This is a genomic window from Calidithermus terrae (assembly GCF_003574345.1).
In the GTDB taxonomy this organism is placed as follows: domain Bacteria; phylum Deinococcota; class Deinococci; order Deinococcales; family Thermaceae; genus Calidithermus; species Calidithermus chliarophilus.
In genome coordinates this window covers 1-20,683 of the sequence record NZ_QXDL01000021.1, presented here as the reverse complement: position 1 = coordinate 20,683, position 20,683 = coordinate 1, and the positions used below count along the sequence as shown (strand labels likewise).

The 20,683-nt window shown below is 67.6% G+C and carries 22 protein-coding genes and 1 riboswitch; of the genes, 11 read left to right on the top strand and 11 right to left on the bottom strand.

Going from position 1 to position 20,683, the window contains the following annotated elements:
- The first annotated feature begins 150 nt into the window (after positions 1–150).
- Complete coding sequence (locus Mterra_RS04115; RefSeq protein WP_147372541.1) at positions 151–1,080, top strand: hypothetical protein; 930 nt, start codon at positions 151–153, stop codon at positions 1,078–1,080.
- A gap of 52 nt (positions 1,081–1,132) precedes the next feature.
- On the opposite strand, the gene Mterra_RS21760 is transcribed toward Mterra_RS04115, so the two are convergent.
- Together Mterra_RS21760 and Mterra_RS04110 are read right to left on the bottom strand one after the other, a co-directional pair.
- Complete coding sequence (locus Mterra_RS21760; RefSeq protein ID WP_147372540.1) at positions 1,133–1,309, bottom strand: SoxR reducing system RseC family protein; 177 nt, start codon at positions 1,307–1,309, stop codon at positions 1,133–1,135.
- A 9-nt stretch (positions 1,310–1,318) separates the two neighbouring features.
- Positions 1,319–1,507, bottom strand: a complete 189-nt coding sequence (locus Mterra_RS04110) for a hypothetical protein (RefSeq protein WP_119314015.1) — start codon at positions 1,505–1,507, stop codon at positions 1,319–1,321.
- Positions 1,508–1,635: 128 nt separating this feature from the next.
- Between Mterra_RS04110 and Mterra_RS04105 the strand changes: the two genes are divergently transcribed.
- A complete protein-coding gene (locus Mterra_RS04105; protein WP_119314014.1) occupies positions 1,636–2,577 on the top strand; it encodes a dienelactone hydrolase family protein in 942 nt (313 codons plus the stop codon).
- Positions 2,578–2,634: 57 nt separating this feature from the next.
- Here Mterra_RS04105 and Mterra_RS04100 read toward each other — a convergent pair whose 3' ends face one another.
- Complete coding sequence (locus Mterra_RS04100; protein WP_119314013.1) at positions 2,635–3,594, bottom strand: ABC transporter substrate-binding protein; 960 nt, start codon at positions 3,592–3,594, stop codon at positions 2,635–2,637.
- Positions 3,595–3,742: 148 nt separating this feature from the next.
- Positions 3,743–3,876: riboswitch (FMN riboswitch) on the bottom strand.
- A 109-nt stretch (positions 3,877–3,985) separates the two neighbouring features.
- On the opposite strand from Mterra_RS04100, the gene Mterra_RS04095 reads away from it, so the two are divergent.
- Together Mterra_RS04095 and Mterra_RS04090 are read left to right on the top strand one after the other, a co-directional pair.
- On the top strand, positions 3,986–4,408 hold the full coding sequence (locus Mterra_RS04095) for an SWIM zinc finger family protein (RefSeq protein WP_119314026.1): 423 nt from the start codon (positions 3,986–3,988) through the stop codon (positions 4,406–4,408).
- The gene (locus Mterra_RS04090) at positions 4,405–4,953 is read left to right on the top strand and encodes an HAD family hydrolase (RefSeq protein ID WP_218022870.1); all 549 of its coding nucleotides are present in this window, start codon (positions 4,405–4,407) and stop codon (positions 4,951–4,953) included. Before Mterra_RS04095 ends, Mterra_RS04090 begins: the two co-directional genes overlap by 4 nt.
- Here the strand turns inward: Mterra_RS04090 and Mterra_RS04085 are convergent.
- On the bottom strand, positions 4,938–6,419 hold the full coding sequence (locus Mterra_RS04085; protein ID WP_119314011.1) for an ABC transporter permease subunit: 1,482 nt from the start codon (positions 6,417–6,419) through the stop codon (positions 4,938–4,940). The two genes, Mterra_RS04090 and Mterra_RS04085, sit on opposite strands and share 16 nt — an antisense overlap.
- A 163-nt stretch (positions 6,420–6,582) precedes the next feature.
- Here Mterra_RS04085 and Mterra_RS04080 point away from each other — a divergent pair, with 163 nt between their 5' ends.
- Positions 6,583–8,610, top strand: a complete 2,028-nt coding sequence (locus Mterra_RS04080; protein WP_147372539.1) for a zinc metalloprotease — start codon at positions 6,583–6,585, stop codon at positions 8,608–8,610.
- A gap of 389 nt (positions 8,611–8,999) precedes the next feature.
- On the opposite strand, the gene metK is transcribed toward Mterra_RS04080, so the two are convergent.
- On the bottom strand, positions 9,000–10,187 hold the full coding sequence (metK, locus tag Mterra_RS04075) for a methionine adenosyltransferase (RefSeq protein ID WP_119314025.1): 1,188 nt from the start codon (positions 10,185–10,187) through the stop codon (positions 9,000–9,002).
- Positions 10,188–10,307: 120 nt separating this feature from the next.
- On the bottom strand, positions 10,308–11,531 hold the full coding sequence (locus tag Mterra_RS04070) for a DUF4127 family protein (protein WP_119314009.1): 1,224 nt from the start codon (positions 11,529–11,531) through the stop codon (positions 10,308–10,310).
- Positions 11,532–11,626: 95 nt separating this feature from the next.
- Here Mterra_RS04070 and Mterra_RS04065 point away from each other — a divergent pair, with 95 nt between their 5' ends.
- A complete protein-coding gene (locus Mterra_RS04065; protein WP_119314008.1) occupies positions 11,627–12,562 on the top strand; it encodes a DUF4032 domain-containing protein in 936 nt (311 codons plus the stop codon).
- A gap of 159 nt (positions 12,563–12,721) precedes the next feature.
- Positions 12,722–13,621 carry an aldose 1-epimerase gene (locus Mterra_RS04060; RefSeq protein ID WP_119314007.1) on the top strand — a complete coding sequence of 300 codons (900 nt, stop codon included), beginning with the start codon at positions 12,722–12,724 and terminating at the stop codon, positions 13,619–13,621.
- A gap of 174 nt (positions 13,622–13,795) precedes the next feature.
- Here Mterra_RS04060 and Mterra_RS04055 read toward each other — a convergent pair whose 3' ends face one another.
- Positions 13,796–14,224: a hypothetical protein gene (locus tag Mterra_RS04055; protein WP_119314006.1), complete on the bottom strand. Its 429-nt coding sequence runs from the start codon at positions 14,222–14,224 to the stop codon at positions 13,796–13,798.
- Between the two features lie 78 nt (positions 14,225–14,302).
- On the opposite strand from Mterra_RS04055, the gene Mterra_RS04050 reads away from it, so the two are divergent.
- The 3 genes from Mterra_RS04050 to pruA all read left to right on the top strand — a co-directional run bounded on the left by Mterra_RS04050 (position 14,303) and on the right by pruA (position 17,588).
- On the top strand, positions 14,303–14,971 hold the full coding sequence (locus tag Mterra_RS04050; RefSeq protein ID WP_027893784.1) for a GntR family transcriptional regulator: 669 nt from the start codon (positions 14,303–14,305) through the stop codon (positions 14,969–14,971).
- Positions 14,962–15,885 carry a proline dehydrogenase gene (locus Mterra_RS04045; RefSeq protein ID WP_119314005.1) on the top strand — a complete coding sequence of 308 codons (924 nt, stop codon included), beginning with the start codon at positions 14,962–14,964 and terminating at the stop codon, positions 15,883–15,885. Before Mterra_RS04050 ends, Mterra_RS04045 begins: the two co-directional genes overlap by 10 nt.
- Before the next feature lie 155 nt (positions 15,886–16,040).
- A complete protein-coding gene (gene pruA, locus Mterra_RS04040; protein WP_119314004.1) occupies positions 16,041–17,588 on the top strand; it encodes an L-glutamate gamma-semialdehyde dehydrogenase in 1,548 nt (515 codons plus the stop codon).
- Between the two features lie 232 nt (positions 17,589–17,820).
- On the opposite strand, the gene Mterra_RS04035 is transcribed toward pruA, so the two are convergent.
- Together Mterra_RS04035 and Mterra_RS04030 are read right to left on the bottom strand one after the other, a co-directional pair.
- Complete coding sequence (locus tag Mterra_RS04035) at positions 17,821–18,102, bottom strand: YiaA/YiaB family inner membrane protein (protein WP_119314003.1); 282 nt, start codon at positions 18,100–18,102, stop codon at positions 17,821–17,823.
- Between the two features lie 129 nt (positions 18,103–18,231).
- The gene (locus Mterra_RS04030; protein WP_420836688.1) at positions 18,232–18,690 is read right to left on the bottom strand and encodes an HD domain-containing protein; all 459 of its coding nucleotides are present in this window, start codon (positions 18,688–18,690) and stop codon (positions 18,232–18,234) included.
- A gap of 78 nt (positions 18,691–18,768) precedes the next feature.
- On the opposite strand from Mterra_RS04030, the gene Mterra_RS04025 reads away from it, so the two are divergent.
- Positions 18,769–19,458 (top strand): MIP/aquaporin family protein, encoded by a 690-nt coding sequence (locus Mterra_RS04025; RefSeq protein WP_119314001.1) that lies wholly within the window; start codon positions 18,769–18,771, stop codon positions 19,456–19,458.
- A 53-nt stretch (positions 19,459–19,511) separates the two neighbouring features.
- Here Mterra_RS04025 and Mterra_RS04020 read toward each other — a convergent pair whose 3' ends face one another.
- Entirely contained in the window at positions 19,512–20,195 is a 684-nt protein-coding gene (locus tag Mterra_RS04020; protein ID WP_119314000.1) for an HAD family hydrolase, read from the bottom strand.
- 181 nt (positions 20,196–20,376) lie between these two features.
- Positions 20,377–20,683: 5-formyltetrahydrofolate cyclo-ligase (locus tag Mterra_RS04015; protein ID WP_275054008.1), on the bottom strand; the 307-nt coding region annotated here is incomplete at its 5' end.

The window sequence follows — 20,683 nt, the reverse complement described above, 5'->3', positions numbered from 1 at the left end:
GTCTTGAATTTGGCTAATGCGGGAAGACAATCGTCCGGTAGCGTAGGACTTGGGTAACAGAGCTATAGAGCCGGGCCAGAAGAAAGGTCGTACGGTTACCCGCTGCTCATGAGGTCTGGCCCGAACTTGTGCGGAGTAATGAGGAGGCGTATGAAACTGCAAGTAAAGTTGTTCGGTCTGGTGGCCGCCCTTGGCATCCTGGCGGCGTGCTCGGGCGCTCCCAACCTGAGCAACAACGTGCCGGGCGTTCCCTCGGACTCGCCCACCAGCTTCAGCCAGAGCCAGGCCAGCGCAAACAAGAGCGCTCTGGTCGGAGCCATAAACCAGATTGCGGTGGGCCTGACCGGCGACTTCGGCCCTAGCTCTGCCAGCCCGACGGAAGCAGCGGCGGCCCTGGTGGAGAAGGAATACCCCACGGTAGCCAAAGACCTCCGACGGGTTCAGCTCACGGGCGGGTCCCTCCGGATCCAGGGCACGGCAAATTGCGAGCAAGGTGGCACCGTCACCTTCCCCGACGACGGGGACATCGTAGATAACGACGGGGACGGCATCCCGGTCTACGCGGAGATCCGCTACAACAACTGCAAGGAAGACGGCGTGACCGCCAACGGCCTGCTCCTGGGGATGCAGGATAAGAACGACAGCAACCCGGCGGGCGGCTTTACCTTCCTCATCGACCTCAGCCTGACCGACGGCACCGACACCGCCCGGTTGGCCCTGGGCATCGACTATACCCCCGGGGCGGGTGGCGCTTACAACGTCCGGTACGGCTACTTGATCCAGGAGAACGACGACAAGCTCGCTTTCGGCGTGAACATGTCCTACACGCCTAAGTCGGACGGCAACAGCGACCCCTACGACGCGGGCTTCGTCAACTTCACCGGCCGCTTCGTGTACAAGTTGGACGGCGAGAACTACGTCCTCGACATGAAAGGCGAGAACCTGGAGCACAGCTCGAGCTGCACGAGCACCTTCGTCAGCGGGAAGGCCACCTTCCAGGACAACGCGGGCAACAAGCTGGTGATCCAGTACACCGGCTGCAACAGCTACACCGTCACCTACAACGGCAACCCCATCTGACAGAGGCACGAGGAGGGGGCGGGCTCAGGCCCGCCCCCTCGCTTTTGGGCCGCTAGTTTACCGGCGGGTCTTTGCGGCGGGTTCCCACGGCCGTCATGATGCCGACGCCCGCCAAAATGATGGCCCCCACGATGATCCACGTCTGGGGAACCCCCAGCAGGTTGGCGCCGTAGATCAGGCCGACCATAAGGACTATGAAACCGATCAGGTACACCGCCATGTTGGACATCGCTACCTCCTACTCTTTCTCCGGCTTGCTCCCCTCGGGCTCCGACTTGGGCGAGATGGTGCCCGAGGCGGGCAGGGGGTCGCTGGCGGGGAAGGTGTCCTCGAGCGCCTCGTCGAGGTCTTTCTCGCTCATGTCCTCGGGGGTCTTGTCCGGGATGATGGCTGAATCCTCGCTGGGGCGTTTGTGCGTACCATCCATAACGCAACCGTAGGGCCCCAAGCTTAGGCATAACTGTTGGCGGGCTGAGGGCAAATGCGGGCGGGGTCCTAACGCCGGGCAGAGGGTTGTGGGTTGAATAGCCCTGGTTGTGGACAAGGAGGAACGGTATGGAGCCGGGACGTCAGGATTTGTACCGCTACGTCGTCGAGGAATTCGCCGAGGATTACCGTGAGGGCGAGCTCGAGCGCCGGGAGTTTTTGCGCCGCATGGTGCTGCTGGGCGGCGGGGTGGGCGGGGCGCGGGCCCTGCTGGCCTCGCTGGGCATCGCCGGGGTGAGCACGGCCGAGCTGGCGCAGGCGCAGGAAGGGGCGGCGCAGGCCACCCCGCCGCAGGGACAGCCGCTCGTAGACCCCAACGACCCCGCGATCGAGGCCGGGATGATCGAGTACCCGGCCCGCGGCTTCACCCACTTGGCCTACCGGGCCAAGCCCAAAGGGGTCACGGCCGCGCCGGGCATCCTGGTGATCCACGAGAACCGGGGGCTGCAGCCGCACATCCACGACGTCGCCCGCCGCCTCGCCAAGGCGGGGTACATCGCCCTGGCCCCCGACCTCGTCTCCAAGATCGGGGGCACGGCCCGGACCACCGACACCGCCCAGATCTCCAGCTTCCTGGCCCAGACCCCCGGCGACGAGCACGTCGCCAACCTGCTCGAGGCCCTCAAGGTGCTCAAGGCCACGCCGGGCGTGCAGGCCGACCGGCTGGGCGCGGTCGGCTTCTGCTTCGGCGGCGGCCTGACCTGGCGGCTGGCGACCGAGGCCCCCGAGCTCAAAGCCGCCGTGCCCTTCTACGGCCCCGCCCCCGACCTCGCCAAGGTGCCCAACATCAAGGCCGCGGTGCTGGGCATCTACGGCGGCAACGACGCGCGCATCAACGCGGGCATCCCCGCGCTCGAGGAGGCGCTCAAGAAGGCCAACGTCCGCTATCAGATCAAGATCTACGAGGGCGCCAACCACGCCTTCCACAACGACACCGGCGCCAACTACAAGAAGGACGCCGCCGAGGACGCCTGGCGCATGACGCTCGAGTGGTTCAAGGCCCACCTGTAGGCCGGTGGAAAACGCGAGCGGCGGGCCACAGCCCGCCGCCGTCTCGAGGACTGCCCGCTACTTGGCCTGGAGTTTGGGGGTCAGGAAGGCGTTGGTGTAGAACTCGGTCGCCGGGAGGTTGGTGCTCACGCGCCCGGTGGCCTTGAGCAGGCTGAGGCTGCTGACCCAGGCCTGGGGGTTGGAGAACCCCAGCCCCGCCTGGCGGCTGTAGGGCGACTCGTAGAGCCGGACGGAGGCGGTGAGCACGCGGTAGCGCATCTCGTCGAGGTTCTGCACGTACTTCTTGGCGGCCTCGAAGGCTTTGCGCGGGTTGGCGAGGGTGAAGGCCACGGCCTCCTGCGAGGCGCCGAGGAAGCGGCGGGCGAGGTCGGTGTTCTCGAGCACCTTGTCGGTGCTGATGACGCCGTTGCCCGGCGAGCGGTTGTAGGGCCCGGCGGGGATCACGTTGAGCTTGACCCCCTGGCTCTGCAGGAAGACCGGCTCGTTGTTGACAAAGCCCATCGCCACGTCCACCCGCTTCTGCACGACGGCCTCGGCCTGGGTGAAGCCGATGTTGACGATCTTGACGTCGCTTTCCTTCAAGCCTGCCGCCCGCAGGATGGCCTGCAAGGAGGTCAGCGAAACCCCGAACATCCCCGGCATGCCGATGGTCTTGCCCTTGAGGTCGCGCACCGACTTGATGTTCTTCTCGGCCAGCGAGAAGAGGGCGTTGGGCACCGACTGGTACAGCGCCATGACGTACTTGAGCGGGATGCCCTGCGCCCGCAGCGCGATCACGTCCTCGGCGTCGGCGACCACGAAGTCGAGCTTGCCCTGCGCGAGCAGGGGGTAGAGCTCACTGGCGAAACCGTGCTGGAACTCGACCTCGAGCCCCCTCTTCCCGTAGATCCCCTCCACCACCCCCGCGTAGAACGGCGCGAACTGCACGTCGGGCAGGTAGCCCAGCCCCACCCGCACCTTTTCGGCCTGAGCCAGCGAGAACACCAACGCCAAGACCACGAAGACCCACTTTTTCATCTGAGCAAACCTCACGTCACACGTGCGACCCAAGGCGGAACCCGGCCAGGCACGAACCGGCCGACGCCACGGAAAGCCAAGCGTTGTGTGGGGTTTGCGGTTATGAGGTGTTGCACATGCCTCGCGCTCGAGCCAGGTGACTCGAGCTTCACTCCTTCTCCCATCCCGACTGTCACGGTCGGCCCCGGAGTTTCACCGGGTCGGGCCTGGATGTGCCGCAGATTTCCAGGCTTCGCGGGCTGTACCGCCGGTGGAGATTTGCACTCCGCCCTGAAGGAATGGGCCTTTCGGCCCGCTGTCAGTTTAGCCGCTGGAAGGCCGGGCGAAAAGTAGACCAGGCCAGCCTCGCTATGATGGAAGAACCTTGGCCGAGTTCGATCCGTCTGAGGTCATGGCTTTGGCCGGTCTCGAGGTGCAGGACCGGGGCTATGCGTTGTTCAGCCGGGGGATGGTGCTCGAGGGCACCCGGCAGGGCAAGCGCTACAGCGCCCGCATCAAGGGCAGCGCCCCCTACCCCTACCGCGCCTGGATCGACCTGGAAAAGCAGGACTGGGGCTGCTCGTGCCCCTACACCTGGGGCCCGGTGTGCAAGCACGTGGTGGCGGTGGCCTACGCCATCCAGGAAGCTCCTGAGATCTTCCAAGCCAAGCGCAGGCGGAAGAAAAAGACAGCAGACCCCAAGCAGTTAGCCCTGCAAGAACTCTCCGACGAAGCCCTGCTGGAACTCCTCTGGGAACTATCCGAACAGCGTCCGGAGCTGATGGAAGAGTTCGCTTATAACCTGCTGCAACGGACGAGGGAGGAATGGGGTTGACCCGCAAGCTGCTCGTCCTGGACCTGGACGAGACCCTGTTCCATGCAGCTCGGAGGCCGCTCGAGCGAGCTCCCGACCTCATCCTGTTTGACTATTTCGTCTACTGGAGGCCTTACGCCCGGCACTTCATCGCCTCAGTCGCCTCTTGGTACGAGTTGGCCGTCTGGAGCTCGGCGGGCAAGCTCTATGTTGAGCGGGCGCTCGAGGCTCTCGTCCCTCCGGGCATCCTGCTGAGCTTCGTCTGGAGCCGGGAGCGCTGCACCCAGGGCTACGACCCGGCCATGGGAGAGCACTACTGGATCAAGGACCTGAAGAAATTGCGGCGGCGGGGTTACCGCCTCGAGCACGTTCTCGTGGTCGATGACAGCCCGGAGAAGCTGGAGCGCAACTACGGGAATTGGGTGCCGGTCCGGCCCTACCTCGGCGCGGCCGACGACACGGAATTGCTCGAGCTGATCCCCTACCTCGAATATCTGAGCGGCGTAGAGAACGTCCGGACGGTCGAGAAACGGCACTGGCGCGGTGGCGCCTACCGCCTGCGGTAACGCAGCACCCAGTACTCCAGCAGCGTCACCAGCCCGTAAAGCGCGATGCCCAGGACCACGTTGACCCCCACCGCCGCGAAGGCGTTGGCGTAGCGGAAGGACAGCCGCTCGGTGTTGGCGAAGGCGCCCAGGCCCTGACCCTGGAAGGTGAAGTCGGCGACGACGGCGCCGATGAGGGCGAGGGAGACCGTGAGGCGCAGGCCGCCCAGGAGCACGGGGAGGGCGCCGGGGAGCTCGAGCTTGGTCAGGATGCCCCAGGGATTGGCCCCGATGGTCTGGAAGACCTCGCGGTAGGTGCGGTCCACCTCGCGCACGCCGACCATGGTCGAGACCATCACCGGGAAGATCGAGATGAGGGTGGTGGTGATGAGCTTGGCCTCGAGGCTGAAGCCGAACCAGATCACCAGCAGCGGGGCCACGATCACGGTGGGGATGGCCTGCAACGCCACGATGAAGGGGGAGAGCAGCCGCTCCATGGTGCGCAGGCGGCCCATCAGGTAGCCGATGGGGGTGCCGATGAGCAGCGACCACAGCACGCCCAGCGCGGCGATCTGGAGGGTGGCGAGGGCGCTTTGGGCGAGCTGGGGGGCGTTCTGCAGGGCGGCCTGCCACACCGCCAGGGGCGAGGGGAAGAACAGGGGGATGCGGGCGGAGAGCAGCGTCCAGCTCAGCAGCAGCAGGCCGGTGAGGCCCAGCACGCCGAGCAGTTCCCACGGCGGGCGCAGCGGCTTGGCGGGGGGCTCGACGTGGGTGGAGTCGGCCACGCCCAGCCGGGCGCGCAGCTCGGCCTCCACGCCGTCGGTGAAGGCGGTGATGCGGCCCTCGTCGCGGGTGTCGAGCACGGTCTCGATCAGGCCTCCCTTCAGCACCACCACCCGGTCGGCCAGGTAGACCGCCTCGCGGATGGAGTGGGTGACGAAGAGGATGGTCTTGCCGCTCTTCTTGTGCAGCTCCTTGAGCTCGAGGTTGAAGCGCTCGCGCACCAGCGCGTCGAGGGCGGCGAAGGGCTCGTCCATCAGCAGCACTTCGGCGTCCTGGGCCAGGGCGCGGGCGATGGCGACGCGGGCCTTCATGCCCCCCGAGAGCTGGTGGGGGTAGAGGTGCAAATAGGGCCTCATGCCCAGGTGGGTGCTGACCTTGCCGCGCCCGGTGAGCTCGATGGGCAGCCGGATGTTCTGCTCGACGGTGCGCCAGGGCAGCAGGCGGTAGTCCTGGAAGACCATGGCCGGCTGGCCGCTCACGCTGACCTCGCCGCCGTGGGCCTTTTGCAGCCCGGCCACCACCCGCAGCAGCGTGCTCTTGCCGCCGCCCGAGGGCCCGATGATGGCGATGAACTCGCCCCGGGCGACCTCGAGGTCCACCCCCCGCAGCACCGCGCGGCCGTCGAACTGCACCGACACCTGGCGCAGCCGGATGGCCGGGTCTTGGGTGGCTGGGGGGGGTAGGGTAGGCGAGGGCAGGCTCACGCCTATAGCATAAGGACCCTCGAGGCCCGCACTGAAAGGGGCCTTACAGGCCGCTCGGCCAGACGGTGAGCCTTGTTTAGGGGGGCGTTAGCCGTTCTAACGTGTTCCAAAGGCTTCTCATTCATCGCATGAGAAGATTGAGAAGTTCGTTTGTGGAGGTGGTATGCGAATTTGGGTTCGACCAACGGCTTTAGTCCTCACGGCGCTGGCGCTCAGCTCGTGCAACCTGTCGGGCGGCGGCGACGGCAAGGGTTTCCAGACCTTCAGGCCCGGCAGCGTGCTGGAGATCGAGCAGCAACTGACCGTTAACGTCGTCTTTGTAGGGTATGAGGAGGGCAACGGCCCCCGGCAGATCAACCTCGACGAGTTCAAGAAGGTGTTGCCTGCCAAGTACAGCGCCGTCAACCGCTACCCTACCTTCTACCTGGAAAAGCCCGCTAAGGAGCTGACGGGCACGAGCTTCACCTACAAGTACAACGTCAAGTTCGCCCCCCAGGCCTTCGAGGACGAGTTCTTCGCCAAGCTGAACGAGCTGGCCCAGAAGCAGCCGCTGACGGTGTACCAGGAGTCCTACAACTGCCAGGCCGACCTGGGCGCCGGCGAGCCCTGCCCCGGCGACGCCCCCAACATCAGCAAGAAGGTCACCGAGAATTACTGGATCGACGCCTTCCAGACCGAGAAGTGGCTGGTCGAGAACGCGGGCAAGGCCGGGGTGGACCCCAAGAACTACACCATCTTCTTCGTCAACTGGTACGGCCGCCCCGACTTCAAGCACCACGTCTACGTCAAGACCGACGAGCCCGACCCCGACACCGGGTTCAACTTCGGCGAGCTGCTCTCCTCGCGCAAGATGAGCGCCTGGGGCGGCAGCATCCCCGACGACCGCCAGGGCGCGGGCGCCTCGCTGGGCAGCACCGCCCGCGTGTGGTTCCACGACCTCTCGGCCGGCCCCGAGGCCCAGAGCGACAACTGGGACATCACCCGCGCCGACCTCGACGGCGACGGCAAGACCGACTACCGCATGCCGCCGGTGTGGGAGTACGGCAACCCCAAGCTCACCTACCGCCCCTTCAACGACCTCTCCGGCGACCTGGGCAAGATCACCCGTTACGTGGCGATCAACCTGCTGTTCACCCCCTCGCCGCTCTACCGCGTGACCCTCACCCCGCACCAGATCCCCGACGACATCCTGCTCAACGTCAACTTCTACAACGAGGCGGCGGCCGGGGATAAGGGGCAAGACCTCTTCGACCCCGACCTCACCGTGGCGCTGCTGAAGGCGCTGCAGCCGATCAACGACTTCGCCGCCACCGTCCGCGAGCTCACCTACGACGCCCAGGCCCAGTGCGCCTTCGAGTCCTACTTCGACGCCGAGGTCTGCTACCCGCAGTACGCGCTCAGCCAGCAGGCCTCGAGCGCCGGCGCCAACGCCTTCATCGACAACCTGCTCGAGATGAAGCAGCCGGGCTTCTTCCAGGGCGGCGCCGGCTACGAGATCCCCATCTTCGCCTACAACGTCGCCGGCGACATCCCCTACCTGGGCCTGGCCGACGACGACTGGCGCTCGGGCACCCAGACCCTCATCTACGCGGCCAACAACCCCATCGCCAAGGCCCGCTATGGCTACACCACCACCGTCACCCACGAGGTCGGGCACCACATCGCCCTCTCGCACCCCCACGACGGCTACGACTCGGCGAGCAACAAGGACTACGGCCCCAGCAACGAGTTCTACTACGCCTGGCTGGGCGACATGTCCAACAGCACCATGAGCTACATCGACCTCACCGCCGAGTTCGGGCAGTTCAACCGCGACGCCATGAACCGCTACTTGGTCGCGGCCTACCTCAACTCCGGCGGCGCCATCCTGCAGGCCATGCTCGAGGCCAAGAAGCTCGACCCCAAGGCCGTGCCCGCCCCCCTCAAGGAGGCCGACGCCAAGATGGCCGAAGCGCTCAAGGCCTACAAGGCCATGGACTACAGCGCCGCGGCCGTGCAGGCCAAGCAGGCCTACGACACGGTGGTGGCGAGCGCCCTGGCCGCGGGCGTGAGCATCCGCAACTACTGGTTCGACGGCTACGAGCTCGAGCCCGCCAGCCAGCACGCCGCCCTGCGCGTGTCCAGCGACCTCAAGAACGCCCCGCTGCCCATCAACGAGTCGAGGGCGCTCGAGCGGCGGATGCGGCCTTGAGGGTGTCGATAGCTGATAGTCGATAGCTGATAGCCGAACGCTAAACGCTAAACGCTAAACGCGGTCGTACGTTCTACGTCGTACGCAAAACGCAAAACGCAGGACGCAAAACGTGAGACGCGGGACGCCTCGGCCCTCGGCGGGGAGGGGTTCACACAAGACACGAGCCACGAACTGATAGCTGATACCCGATTCGGTCAGTTCGTCACCGAACGGTGACGCCGCCCCGCCTTGGCGGGGCGGCCGACCGAAGGGTGTGCTCTAGGGTTCAAAAAGATAGCCTCTGAAGATCTTTGGTTTGGATGACTATCTTTTTGAATCCGGTATGGCAGCTGATGGCTGAACGCGGGGGGCGCACCGTACGGTGCGCCCCCCCGCCATCCGTAGCCTCAGGCCGAGGCCGGGAGACCGGCGGCTTTGAGGAGTTCTTCCACCTTGTCGGTGGCTTCCCAGGGGAAGCCCTCGCGGCCGAAGTGGCCGTAGGCGGAGGTAGCGGTGTAGATGGGCCGTTGGAGGCCGAGGTTCTGGATGATGGCCTTGGGGCGGGCGTCGAAGATCTGCTGCGCGATCTTGGTGATCTGCTCGTCGGGGATGACGCCGGTGCCGAAGGTTTCCACGCGCATGCCCACCGGGCGGGCCTTGCCGATGGCGTAGGCCAGCTCGACCAGGGCGCGGCGGGCCAGCCCGGCGGCCACGATGTTCTTAGCCATGTAGCGGGCGTAGTAGGCCGCCGAGCGATCGACCTTGGTGGGGTCCTTGCCGCTGAAGGCCCCGCCGCCGTGGGGGACGGCGCCGCCGTAGGTATCGACGATGATCTTGCGCCCGGTGAGCCCGGTGTCGCCGTGGGGGCCGCCGATGACAAACTTGCCCGAGGGGTTGACGAGGTAGAGGGTCTCCTCGGTGAGGTAGCGCTCGGGGATGGCCTGCCGCATGACCTTCTCGATGACGTCGTGGCGGATCTGCTCCTGGGTGGCGTCTTCGGCGTGCTGGGTGGAGATGAGCACGGTGCCGACGTAGAGGGGCTTGTTGTCCTCGTAGACCACCGTTACCTGGGCCTTGCCGTCGGGGCGGAGGTAGGGGATCTCGCCGGTCTTGCGGGCCTCGGCCAGGCGGCGGGTGAGGCGGTGGGCCAGCGAGATGGGCAGGGGCATGAGCTCGGGGGTCTCGTCGATGGCGTAGCCGAACATCAGGCCCTGGTCGCCGGCGCCGGTGTGGTCGAGCTCGTCGCGCGAGCCGAGCTCACGCCACTCCCACGACTCGTTGACGCCCCCCGCGATGTCGGGGGACTGCTCGTCGATGGCGGTGATCACCGCGCAGGTCTGGCCGTCGAAGCCGAACTTGGCCCGGTTATAGCCCACGTCGATGACGGTCTGGCGCACCAGGCTGGGGATGTCGACGTAGCTCTCGGTGGTGATCTCCCCGGCGACCATCACCAAGCCGGTGGTGACCAGCGTCTCGCAGGCGACCCGCGACTTGGGGTCCTGGGCCAGCATGGCATCGAGGATGGAGTCCGAGATGCGGTCGGCCAGTTTGTCGGGGTGCCCTTCGGTTACCGATTCGGATGTGACCAAGCGCAGCAACTTTCACCTCCTGAAATTGGGTCGACCAATCCTGCTTAGGGTAGCAGGAGACAAAGCCGAACCACTATAGCACCTGCACATCCTCAGGCTGTGAGCCCGGGCCGCAAGGCTCGTGGCTCACGGCACCCGGCGGAAACGGACCGCCACCTCGAAGCTGCGCCGCCAGGGGAAGCTCACGCCCAGCAGCTCGAGCCGGTCCCCCAAAAACTCGGGCAGCGGCTGCTCGCGCAGGTGCCCCAGCGCCAGCACGTCCACGCCCTCCAGCAGCGGCTCGGCGAAGAAGCGGCGCACCCACGGCCGACCCACCTCGCCGTAGAGGTACTGCAGGTAGCTCTCGGCCAGGCGGTCGAGGCGGCCCTCGAGGTCGCGCAGGAACAGCCCCCCCTGGGCCAGGGCGCTGCCGAGGTTGTTGGCGGGCGTGCCCCAGGAGGCGTAGCTGGCGAGGTGGGGGTAGCGGCCGATCCCCAGCAGGTAGTCCATCAGGCGCTTGTCGCCCCGGTTGACCGCGGCGACGTCGGCCACCGCGACCGGGGCCTCACGCCCGGCCCGCAGCAGGGTGAGCACCGCCTGGCGGGGGTCCTTGCCGGTGTAGACCAAAAGCGCCAGGTCGGGCCGCTCCTCGACCGCCTGCATCCCGCCGCTGGCGAGCAGCCGCCGCACGCTGTCCTCGAGGGGGATCCCCTCGTAGCGGGTGGGCCGGGCCGCCGCGCCGGGGTCGTCGTACCACACCCGCACCCTCAGGCCGGGCGCCAGCGTGCGCAGCAGCAGCAACTGCCCGCTCTCGTCGGCGCCGGGGCGGGTGGGCAGGGGCAGGGCGGCGGCTTCCTGCACGGCGGGGGAACCGGGCAGCGCGTCGTCCCAGGGGGCCTCGACGTGGTCCAGGCCCCAGCCCTCCAGGGCGCGGAGCACCTCGAGGTTGCGCTCGCGGTGCTTGGCGTCGGGGTGGCGGGGGATGACCCCGAAGGCCACCACCTGGCCGCCGAACTTGCCCTTCCACGCCCGCAGCACCGCCAGCCGCGCCAGGGCCTCCGCGGCGGGCAGCGCCACCTCGCGGCTTTGCACCAGCCCCCCGTAGGCCAGCGCGTCCAGGCTCGCCACCAGCCGTTCGCCGGGGGTGTTGATGAGCCAGGTGGAGAGGTCGAGCGGCCGTGCCCCCTCGCGGCCGCGGTACAGCTCGGCCGGGGGGCACTGCACGCGGCCCCAGGTGCAGGGGGCCCAGTTGGGGGGCCGGTTGTCGAGGGGGACGTAGAGGGTTTGGGCGAAGCCGCCGGAGGCGAGCAGCAGGGTCAGCAGGAACAGCAGTTTGTGATGGGGTTTCCACTGCGGCGGGGGCGAAGTCATAGGATAGTGATACAAACAAACGTGTGAGGGTAGCTAAGAAGGCGCGAAGGCTATCCCTTACATTCTGCTCTCACGCCTCCGGCTACACTGGTTGGGTGGAGCGGGACGTTGCCAGCCCCAACAATTTCGCGAAGCAGCAGGCCACCACCGAGGCCGAGATCCTGGCACGCCGGGTTTTTTTCCATGATTTCCTGCACCGCCTGCGGGGGCAACCCAACGACCTGCTGCCCTTCGACGCCGTCAACCGCCTGCGCCCCAAAGGCGAGCACTACCTGGGCCTGCGCACCATCGAAGTAGACAAGATCGTGGGCTCGGTTGACCGCTACGGCGACTTCGACGAGCACTTCCTGCCCAAGGAGCCCTACACCATCGAGCGCTGGACCCGCCTGCGCGAGGCGCAGCTCGAGGGCACCGAGTTCCCGCCCATCGAGGTCTACCAAGTAGGCGACGCCTACTTCGTCAAGGACGGCAACCACCGCACCGCCCTCGCCAAGGTCCAGGGCCAGCACTACATCGACGCCTACGTCATCGAGCTCGAGGTCCCGGTGGACCTCAGCCCGGAAGACACCCTGCGCGACGTGATCCTCAAGGGCGAGTACGCGCACTTCCTCGAGCGGACCAAGCTCAGCCAGCTCCGCCCCGACCACGAGCCCATCCTCTTCTCCAAGGCCGGGCGCTACGACGTGCTCGCCGAGCACGTCCGCACCCACCAGTACTTCATGGGCCTCAACCAGAAGCGCCACGTCACCTGGGAAGAGGCCGTGACCGACTGGTACGACCACCTCTACAGCCCCACCGTGCGGGAGATCCGCGAGCAGAACTTGCTCAAAGACTTCCCCGGCCGCACCGAGGCCGACCTTTACCTGTGGGTCTCCGACCACCGCTACTACCTCTCGCAGGCCCTGGGTCACGACGTCGGCGCGGAGAAAGCCATAATCTCGGCCCAGCGCACGGCACCCAAGGGGCCCCTGAGCCGGGCGCTCGAGTGGGTGAGCGGGCTGTTCCGGCGGCGGAGGCCGCAGATGGGGTAGCTGCCGATGGCCGGGCGCGGGTCGTGCGTCGTACGTCGTACGCAAAAAGCCAAACGCAAGACGCGGGACGCAAAACGCCCTGGCCCTCGACAAGCCACGTGGCCCATCTGCCTCTCGCACGTTTTCTGCTCTCGGGATTTACCGGGATAAAATCACGCTGTGTTCACCCTCGAGTCCAGCCTGCTCCGCCTGGAGGTAAACCCCGAGGTCGGGGCCAGCGTGGCCGCGTTCGAGGCCCGGTTGGGGGGAGAGTGGGTGGCGGTCATGCGGCCCACGCCCCGGCCGCTGCCGGGGAGGTCCAGCCCTTACTCGAGCTTCACCCTCGCGCCCTACTCCAACCGCATCCGGGGGGCGCGGTTTCGCTTCGCGGGGCGGGAGTACCGGCTGCAGCCCAACACCCCGGAGGGAAACGCCCAGCACGGGGACGTGCGCAACCGGCCCTGGCAGGCCGAAAAGCCTGGCCCCGGCACCCTGGTCTGTAGCTTCGAGTCGGGGCGGTTCGAAGACGTCAACTGGCCCTGGGCCTTCACGCTGCTCAAGACCTACCGCCTCGAGGGCAACACCTTCGACACGGTGCTCGAGCTGACCAACGCCTCGGACGAGCCGATGCCGGCGGGGTTCGGGCTGCACCCCTACTTCGTGTGGCGCTTGCCGGGCTCGCGGGACGTGGAATTGCAGTTCGGCGCGCAGGGCTACTACCGCACCGGCGAGAGCCTGATCCCCGACGGGCCGATGGGCGCGGTGCCCGCCGAGCTCGACTTCAGCCGTTCCCGCGCGCTGGGCGGGCAGAAGGTCAACGGGGTCTACGGCGGCTGGGACGGGCGGGCGGTGCTCGAGTGGCCCGGCAGCGGGGTGCGGATGCGGCTCGAGGCCGACCCGGTGTTCGCTCACCTGGTGGTCTTCACCGCGCCCGACGGCACGCTGGCGGTGGAGCCCGTCACCAACGCCACCGACGGCTTCAACCTGATGGCGCAGGGCGTGGAGGGGCACGGGGTGGTGGTGCTGGGGCCGGGGGAGAGCCTGAGGGGCCGGGTGCGGCTGCGGCTCGAGGGGCCCTGACGCCGAGCGGCCTCAGCCCTTGCCGATGAGGTAGACCCCCAACAGGTACAGCCCCAGCACCAGCAGCTTGACCGTCACCAGCAGCCACAGCCAGCGGCGCACCTCGGGGTCCATGCCCCAGGCATACCACCCCTTGGTGTGAGGGGCCCCGGGAGCGCCATGAGAAAGTGCAGGCTACCGCCGGGTCGCCAGCACGAAGCCGACGAGGCACAGCAGCAGCCCCACCGCCCGCACGGCGGTGAGCTGCTCGCGGAAGAAGATCAGGCCGATGGGCACTAGCAAGAACAGGGCCGCCACGTTGGCGACGATGGGGGCCAGGGCCAGGTTCCAGCCCGCGCGGTAGGCCAGCAAGTAGCCGAGCTCGAGGCCCACGACCGCCAGGGCCAGCGCCGCCGGGGCCCAGTTCATCCCCCGGAGGAAGCTGCCCGGCGAGCGGTCGGCGGGGTAGAAGAACAGCGCCACCGTGCACACCACGATCCCCAGGGCGTACACGAAGATCAGGGCGTAGAAGGGGTTGAGCGCGTGGGGCATGGAGCGCTGGGCGATCTGGTAGAGCACGATGCTGGCGACCACCAGCCCGATGGAGAAGAGGTAGAGGCTCATCGCCCACAACTTTACGCCCCGGACGGTGCTCGACAGGGCGAGCTTGCGCCCGGCGGGGAAAGTGTATACAGTATACACGTGACCGAGTTCCAACGCCCCAGTTCGGTGCGCGAGGCGGCCTACCTGCACCTGCGCGAGGCCATCCTGGGCGGGACTCTGCTGCCGGGGACGCGCATCTCGGAGCCGGGGCTGGCCGAGAGCCTGGGCATCAGCCGCACGCCGGTGCGCGAGGCCTTGCAGCGCCTGAGCCAGGAGGGCCTGGTCGAGCTCTCGCCCAACAAGGGCGCGCGGGTGCGGGTGATCACGCCCCAGGAGGTGCGCGAGGTCTACGAGGTGCGGGCCTTGCTCGAGGCCGAGGGCGCGCGCCTGGCGGCGCAGCGGGCCAGCGAGGCCGAGCTCGAGGCCCTCGCCCAGCGGCTCGAAGCCCTCGACCGCATCCCCGCCGAGCAGTACCCCGAGCAGATGCGCGTGGACTTCGAGTTCCACAGCCTGCTGATGGAGGCCAGCCACAACCGCACCCTGGCGCGGGTTTACCAGGACCTGCGCTCCGGGCTGGCGCTGGTGCGCGCGCACCAGCAGACCCTCTCCCAGCACCCCAAGACCCGCGAGCAGCACCGCCAGATCCTGCAAGCCCTTCAGGCGCGCGAGGCCGAGCGGGCCGCGAGGGCCGCCAAGGCCCACGTGCTCTACTTCATGGAAGTCGTACTCGAGGCCGCCCAGCGGCAGGGAGGACAGCAGTGGACCTGAACCAAAGCTACCGCTCGTTCGTGCTGGCTATCGCCCAGAACGAGACCTTCAAGAAACTCGTCATGACCCGCGGCAAGAACTTCGCCCGCCGCTTCGTCGCGGGGGACACCCTCGAGCAGGCCCTCGCGGCGGTGGAGGAGCTCGAGCAGGGCGGCGTGCACGCCATCTTAGACCTGCTGGGCGAGATGGTGACCTCCGAGGCGCAGTCGCGCGAGTTCCAGGCCGAGATCGTCCGGCTGGTGCGGGCCTTCGGCGCCCGACCTTACCCGCGCTACGTGGCGCTCAAGCTCACCCAGCTAGGTCTCGACCTCTCCGAAGACCTGGCTTTTTCGTTGATGACCGGGATCCTCGCCGAGGCCAAGCAGGCCGGTTGTTTCGTGCGCATCGACATGGAGGACAGCCCGCGCGTGGACGCGACGCTGCGGGTCTACCGGCGGCTGCGCGAGGGGGGCTTCGACAACACCGGGGTGGTGCTCCAGAGCTACCTCAAGCGCACCGAGCGCGACCTCGAGGAGCTGCTGCCCCTCAGGCCCGCCGTGCGCATCGTCAAGGGGGCCTACAAGGAGCCGGCGGAGGTGGCCTTCCAGGACAAGCGCATCATCGACAGCCAGTACCTGCTGCTCGCCAAGAAGGCCCTCGAGCACGGCCTCTACACCGCCGTCGCCACCCACGACCCGCGCATCATCGCCGAGATGAAGCGCTGGACCGCCGAGCGGGGCATCGGCAAGGAGGGTTTCGAGTTCCAGTTGCTCTACGGCGTGCGCCGCGACGAGCAGAAGAAGCTCGCCGCCGAGGGCTACACCGTGCGGGCCTACGTCCCCTACGGCACCGACTGGTACCCCTACCTCTCCCGCCGCATCGCCGAGCGCCCGGAGAACCTGGTCTTCGTGGCCCGCAGCCTGGTGCAGGGGTGAGCGATGCCGGACGCCCAACACCGGACGCGGTCGTACGTCGTACGTCCTACGTCGTACGCCGATAGCTCATAGCCGATAGCCGATAGCTAAACGCAAGACGCGAGACGCCTTGACCCTCAGCCCTCAGCCCTCGACGTGACTCAAAGGAGCCAACCATGACCCCCGAACCCTACCGCCCCGAACCCGTAGAGACCTTCCTGACCCCCGAGCCCCTCGCCGCCATGCACAAGGCGCTGGTGGAGGTGAAGGCCCAGCTCGGCCGCCACTACCCGCTCATCATCGGCGGGGAGAAGGTGGACACCGCCCGCAAGGTGGTCTCCACCAACCCCTCCGACCCCGCGCAGGTGGTGGGCACCACGGCCATGGCCTCCGCCGCCGAGGCCGACGCCGCGCTCGAGGCCGCCTGGAGGGCCTTCGCGGGCTGGAAGAAGTGGCCCCAGGAGGACCGCAGCCGCCTGCTGATGAAGGCCGCGCACGTCATGAAGCGCCGCCAGCGCGAGCTCGAGGCCTGGCTGGTCTGGGAGATCGGCAAGAACTACGTCGAGGCCGCCGCCGAGGTGGCCGAGGCCATCGACTTCCTGCGCTACTACGCCGTCCAGTCGCTCAAGTACGCCGCCGGCGCGCCCGTGACCCACTTCCCCGGCGAGGACAACGAGGCCTTCTACATCCCGCTGGGCGCGGGCGTGGTGATCGCGCCCTGGAACTTCCCCCTCGCCATCCTCTGCGGCATGATCATGGGCCCGGTGGCGGTGGGCAACACCGTGGTGGCTAAGCCCGCCGAGGACACCGTGGTGATCGCGGCCAAGCTCTTCGAGGTCTTCGAGGAGGCCGGGGTTCCGGCGGGCGTGGTCAACTTCCTGCCGGGCGAGGGCTCGGAGGTGGGGGCGCACCTGGTGGCCCACCCTAAGACCCGCTTCGTCAACTTCACGGGCTCTCTCGAGGTGGGCCTGCGCATCAACGAGACCGCCGCGAAGCTCGCGCCGGGCCAGCTCTGGCTCAAGCGGGTCTTCCTCGAGCTCGGCGGCAAGGACGGCCTGATCGTGGACGAGACCGCCGACCTCGAGGCCGCCGCGCTGGGCACCGTGCAGAGCGCCTTCGGCTTCCAGGGGCAAAAGTGCAGCGCCGCCAGCCGCCTGATCGTGGTGGACAAGGTGGCCGACCTGGTGGTCGAGCGCGTGGTCGAGCGGGCCCGCCAGCTCAGCGTGGGCCCCGCCGAGGAGAACCCCGACATGGGCCCCGTCGCCAGCGCCCAGCAGGAGAACACCGTCAGGAAGTACCTCGACATCGGCCAGGGCGAGGGCAAGCTGGTGCTGGGCGGCCACCGCCTGGAGGGCAGCGGCTACTTCTTCGAGCCCACCGTCTTCGACCACGTCGCCCCCGACGCCCGCATCGCCCAGGAGGAGATCTTCGGCCCCGTGCTCTCGGTGATCCGCGTCCCCGACTTCGACGCCGCGCTCGAGGTCGCCAACGGCACCCGCTTCGGCCTCACCGGCGGCCTCTACTCGCGCAGCCGGGAGCGGCTCGAGCGCGCCCGCCGCGAGTTCCACGTGGGCAACCTCTACTTCAACCGCAAGATCACCGGCGCGCTGGTGGGCGTGCAGCCCTTCGGCGGCTTCAACCTCTCGGGCACCGACACCAAGGCCGGTGGCCCCGACTACCTGCTCAACTTCCTGCAGATGAAGAGCGTTACCGAGCGGTACTGATGGGGCTGGGGGGTGTTGGGCGCTGGACGTCGAACGCGGGTCGTACGTCCTACGTCGTACGGGATACGCCCAATGCCGATAGCTGATAGCTAAACGCAAGACGCAAAACGCGAAACGCCGCAGGGCCGGGTCTCAGACCCGGCCCTTCTCCCTTCCTGCACACCTGCACATGGGGAGGGTGGGGAAGGGTGTTTTTCACTACGGGCTACCCTGAGCCCTCGGGCGTCAGCCGTCAGCTCACCTTCTCGAACTCCGTCAGGATCTTCTCGGTCTTGGCGTCGCGGATGCGCTTGATCAGCTTGCGGGCCTCGTGCTGGTCGCGCAGGGTTTTGGAGAGGATGATGGTCGAGCCGACGGTGAAGAGCAGGCCCATCGCCAAGTAGCCCTTGACCCACAGGTTCACGGGCAGGAAGATCACGCCCAAAGCGGTGCAGCCGAGCGATATGGCGAAGCAGATCTGGACGAAGGCGACCCAGGCCGGGGAGTCCTGCTGTATGCGGTCTTCTTCAAACATGCCAACCTCACGATCGGGATATTCTGGAGCTCCGACAATAAATTACCCGAACCTCACCGTGCTGGCAAGCTCGAGGCAGCGGATTTGGCGCTTTAAACCGCGCCGGCTTCTTGCTAGATGGCAGTGCCTCTAAAATTCCTGGTCGGCCTCGTGCAGGCGCTGGCCCCACAGGCTCTGGGGGCGGTGGTGCTCGAGCACGAGCGCGGCTACCCGTTCGTCCTTGATGTGCCGCGCGGCGTACTCCGGGTGGTGCCGGCGCACCTGCCAGGCGCCGTACAGGCCGCCCTTGAGGGGCTCGGCGGGGACCTTCGGGCTGTAGAGGCCGGCCAGGATGCGCTCGAGGGGGTAGTACGGCCTCAAGGCTTTTCCGCTGTCGTGGAGCAGGGCGGCCCGCACGGCGTAGCCTGGGGCGTCGGGGTGGCGGGACAGCAGGGTTCGGGCGACCTCGAGGGCGTGCTCGCGGTCGCGCACGTCCATGGCGCGGTAGAGCGGGGCTTCTTCGGGGGAGAGGTGCTGCAGTGCCCAAGCGTCGTCCGGCTGGCAGAGCGCGGGGAAAAAGGACCGTAGCAGCCGGCGGAATCGCCCGATCACGCTCTCATGATATAGTTCCGCTGGGATGTTAAAACCGTGAGCCCTTCCGCGGGCTCGATCCTAAGGAGGACCACGATGAGGGCGTTCATAGCAGAGTTCATCGGCGTTTTTGCCCTGGTTTTCGCCGGCATCGGGGCCATCCACGTCACCGAAGGCGGGGAACTGGTGGCGGTGGCCCTGGCCCACGGCCTGGCGATCAGCCTCATGATCCTGGCGGTGGGGCACGCCTCGGGCGGGCACTTCAACCCGGCCGTGACCTTCGCCATGCTCATCACCGGCAACATCAAGCTGGTCCCGGCCGTCGGCTACTGGGTGAGCCAGTTGCTGGGCGGCCTGGCCGCGGCCGCGCTGCTGGCCGGGCTCTACGGCGGCGAGGCGGTGCTCAAGGGCACCCCGGCGGTGGGGCTGGGCTTCAGCGCCCCGCAGGGCTTAGTGGCCGAGGTCGTCCTGACCTTCTTCCTGGTGCTGGTGATCTTCGCGACCGCGCTGCACCAGAAGCTGCCCGTCGCCGCCTTCGCCATCGGCCTGACCATCGCCATGGACATCCTGGCCGGGGGCGCCATCTCGGGCGCGGCCATGAACCCGGCGCGGGCCCTGGGGCCCGCCGTCGTCGGCGGGGGGTGGGCCGACCACTGGATCTACTGGGTAGGCCCGCTGGCGGGGGCGGCCATCGCCGCCGTCTTCTACACCCAGATCTACATGGTCAGCGACGAGGAAGAGGCCAAGCTGCCCGTGGACCTCACCCCGGACCAGCCCGCTTCCTGATGCAGGAAAAGCAAGGCGGGAGGCCAAAGGCCTCCCGCCTTTTCGTGGCGGCCTCAGGAGACGAGGGGCAGGAGGTCCTCGAGCTGCCACAGCAGGTAGCGGCCGTCGCGGGGCTCGGGGAGGCCTTGCGGCTGCATGGAGTAAGCGGGCATGCCCAGCCGCCGGGCCGCTTCGACGTGGTGCGGGTTGTCGCCCACGTAGATCACCTCGCTGAGCATCAGGCCCATCTGGGCCACGGCCATCTCGTAGGCCCGGGGGTCGGGCTTGGCGACGCCCAGGCGGCTGGAGGCGAAGAAGTGCTGGAAGCTCAGGTCGAGGCCGTGATAGGCCAGGCTGTCGCGCAGGGAGGGGAGCGCGTTGGACAGCACGCCCAGGATCAGGCCCTGGCCGCGCAGTTCGCGCAGCACCCGGGCCACGCCGCGCACCGGCTTGAGGAAGCGGTAGTGCGGCCACAGCACCGCGATCTCCTGGGGGGTGGGCCCCTTGGGGCTGATGCCCAGGTTGTCCAGCAGGGTCTGGGCCGCGGCTATCCAGTACTGCTTCTCGGCTTCGGGGGAGACGATCTCCAGGTTGCGGACTTTGGCTAGCTGGTCGTCGGACATCCGCCTGACCTCGCGCAGCACCTGGCTGGGCGTGGGCCCGTAGCTGGCGAGCCACTGCACGAAGTGGTCGTAGGTTTCATCGTTGGGCTCGAGAAGAACCCCATCACGGTCGAAGAGGACGCCACGAATCACCATCCCCGCCAGTGTAGTGGGTCACAATTGCCCTTCCCTGTGAGATTTGACAAGCGGGAGCGTTATCTGGTAGGAGCATCTCCTGCCAAAGCTTGGGGGTGGCCCCCTGGCTAAACCTATAGGTTGTGTGTAACCTTTTGGTTGTCCGGAACGAAGCTTTATAGGCCGGCGGGGCCGGTCGGCGCTAGGGAAGGGGAGGGTAACAAGGGGTCACGCCCTGCTCGCTCACCAGGTAGTGCACCGGCAGGTCCCAGGGGTCGGTAGGCAGCTCCGGGACGATCAAACCCTGCGGGACGAACCCGACGCGCAGGGCGTGGGGCGCCTCGAGCAGGAAGCGGTCGTAGAAGCCCTGCCCGTAGCCCAGGCGGTACCCGCGCCGGTCGAAGGCCAGCCCCGGCAGCACCACCGCCTCGAGCACGCCGGGTTCGGCCTGGGGCGCGGCGGGGGAGGGCTCGAGGAAGCCGTAGCGGTGCCGCACCATGGGCGCGGGG

Bases quoted from the DNA above. Each gene is read 5' to 3' on its own strand.
- Mterra_RS04055 (WP_119314006.1), bottom strand. From the start codon at position 14,224: ATGAGCCTCTACCTCTTCTCCATCGGGCTGGTGGTCGCCAGCATCGTG.
- Mterra_RS21760 (WP_147372540.1), bottom strand. From the start codon at position 1,309: ATGTCCAACATGGCGGTGTACCTGATCGGTTTCATAGTCCTTATGGTC.
- Mterra_RS04095 (WP_119314026.1), top strand. From the start codon at position 3,986: ATGGCTTTGGCCGGTCTCGAGGTGCAGGACCGGGGCTATGCGTTGTTC.
- pruA (WP_119314004.1), top strand. From the start codon at position 16,041: ATGACCCCCGAACCCTACCGCCCCGAACCCGTAGAGACCTTCCTGACC.
- Mterra_RS04100 (WP_119314013.1), bottom strand. From the start codon at position 3,594: ATGAAAAAGTGGGTCTTCGTGGTCTTGGCGTTGGTGTTCTCGCTGGCT.
- Mterra_RS04070 (WP_119314009.1), bottom strand. From the start codon at position 11,531: ATGACTTCGCCCCCGCCGCAGTGGAAACCCCATCACAAACTGCTGTTC.
- Mterra_RS04025 (WP_119314001.1), top strand. From the start codon at position 18,769: ATGAGGGCGTTCATAGCAGAGTTCATCGGCGTTTTTGCCCTGGTTTTC.
- Mterra_RS04110 (WP_119314015.1), bottom strand. From the start codon at position 1,507: ATGGATGGTACGCACAAACGCCCCAGCGAGGATTCAGCCATCATCCCG.
- Mterra_RS04115 (WP_147372541.1), top strand. From the start codon at position 151: ATGAAACTGCAAGTAAAGTTGTTCGGTCTGGTGGCCGCCCTTGGCATC.
- Mterra_RS04105 (WP_119314014.1), top strand. From the start codon at position 1,636: ATGGAGCCGGGACGTCAGGATTTGTACCGCTACGTCGTCGAGGAATTC.
- Mterra_RS04035 (WP_119314003.1), bottom strand. From the start codon at position 18,102: ATGTTTGAAGAAGACCGCATACAGCAGGACTCCCCGGCCTGGGTCGCC.
- Mterra_RS04020 (WP_119314000.1), bottom strand. From the start codon at position 20,195: ATGGTGATTCGTGGCGTCCTCTTCGACCGTGATGGGGTTCTTCTCGAG.
- Mterra_RS04080 (WP_147372539.1), top strand. From the start codon at position 6,583: ATGCGAATTTGGGTTCGACCAACGGCTTTAGTCCTCACGGCGCTGGCG.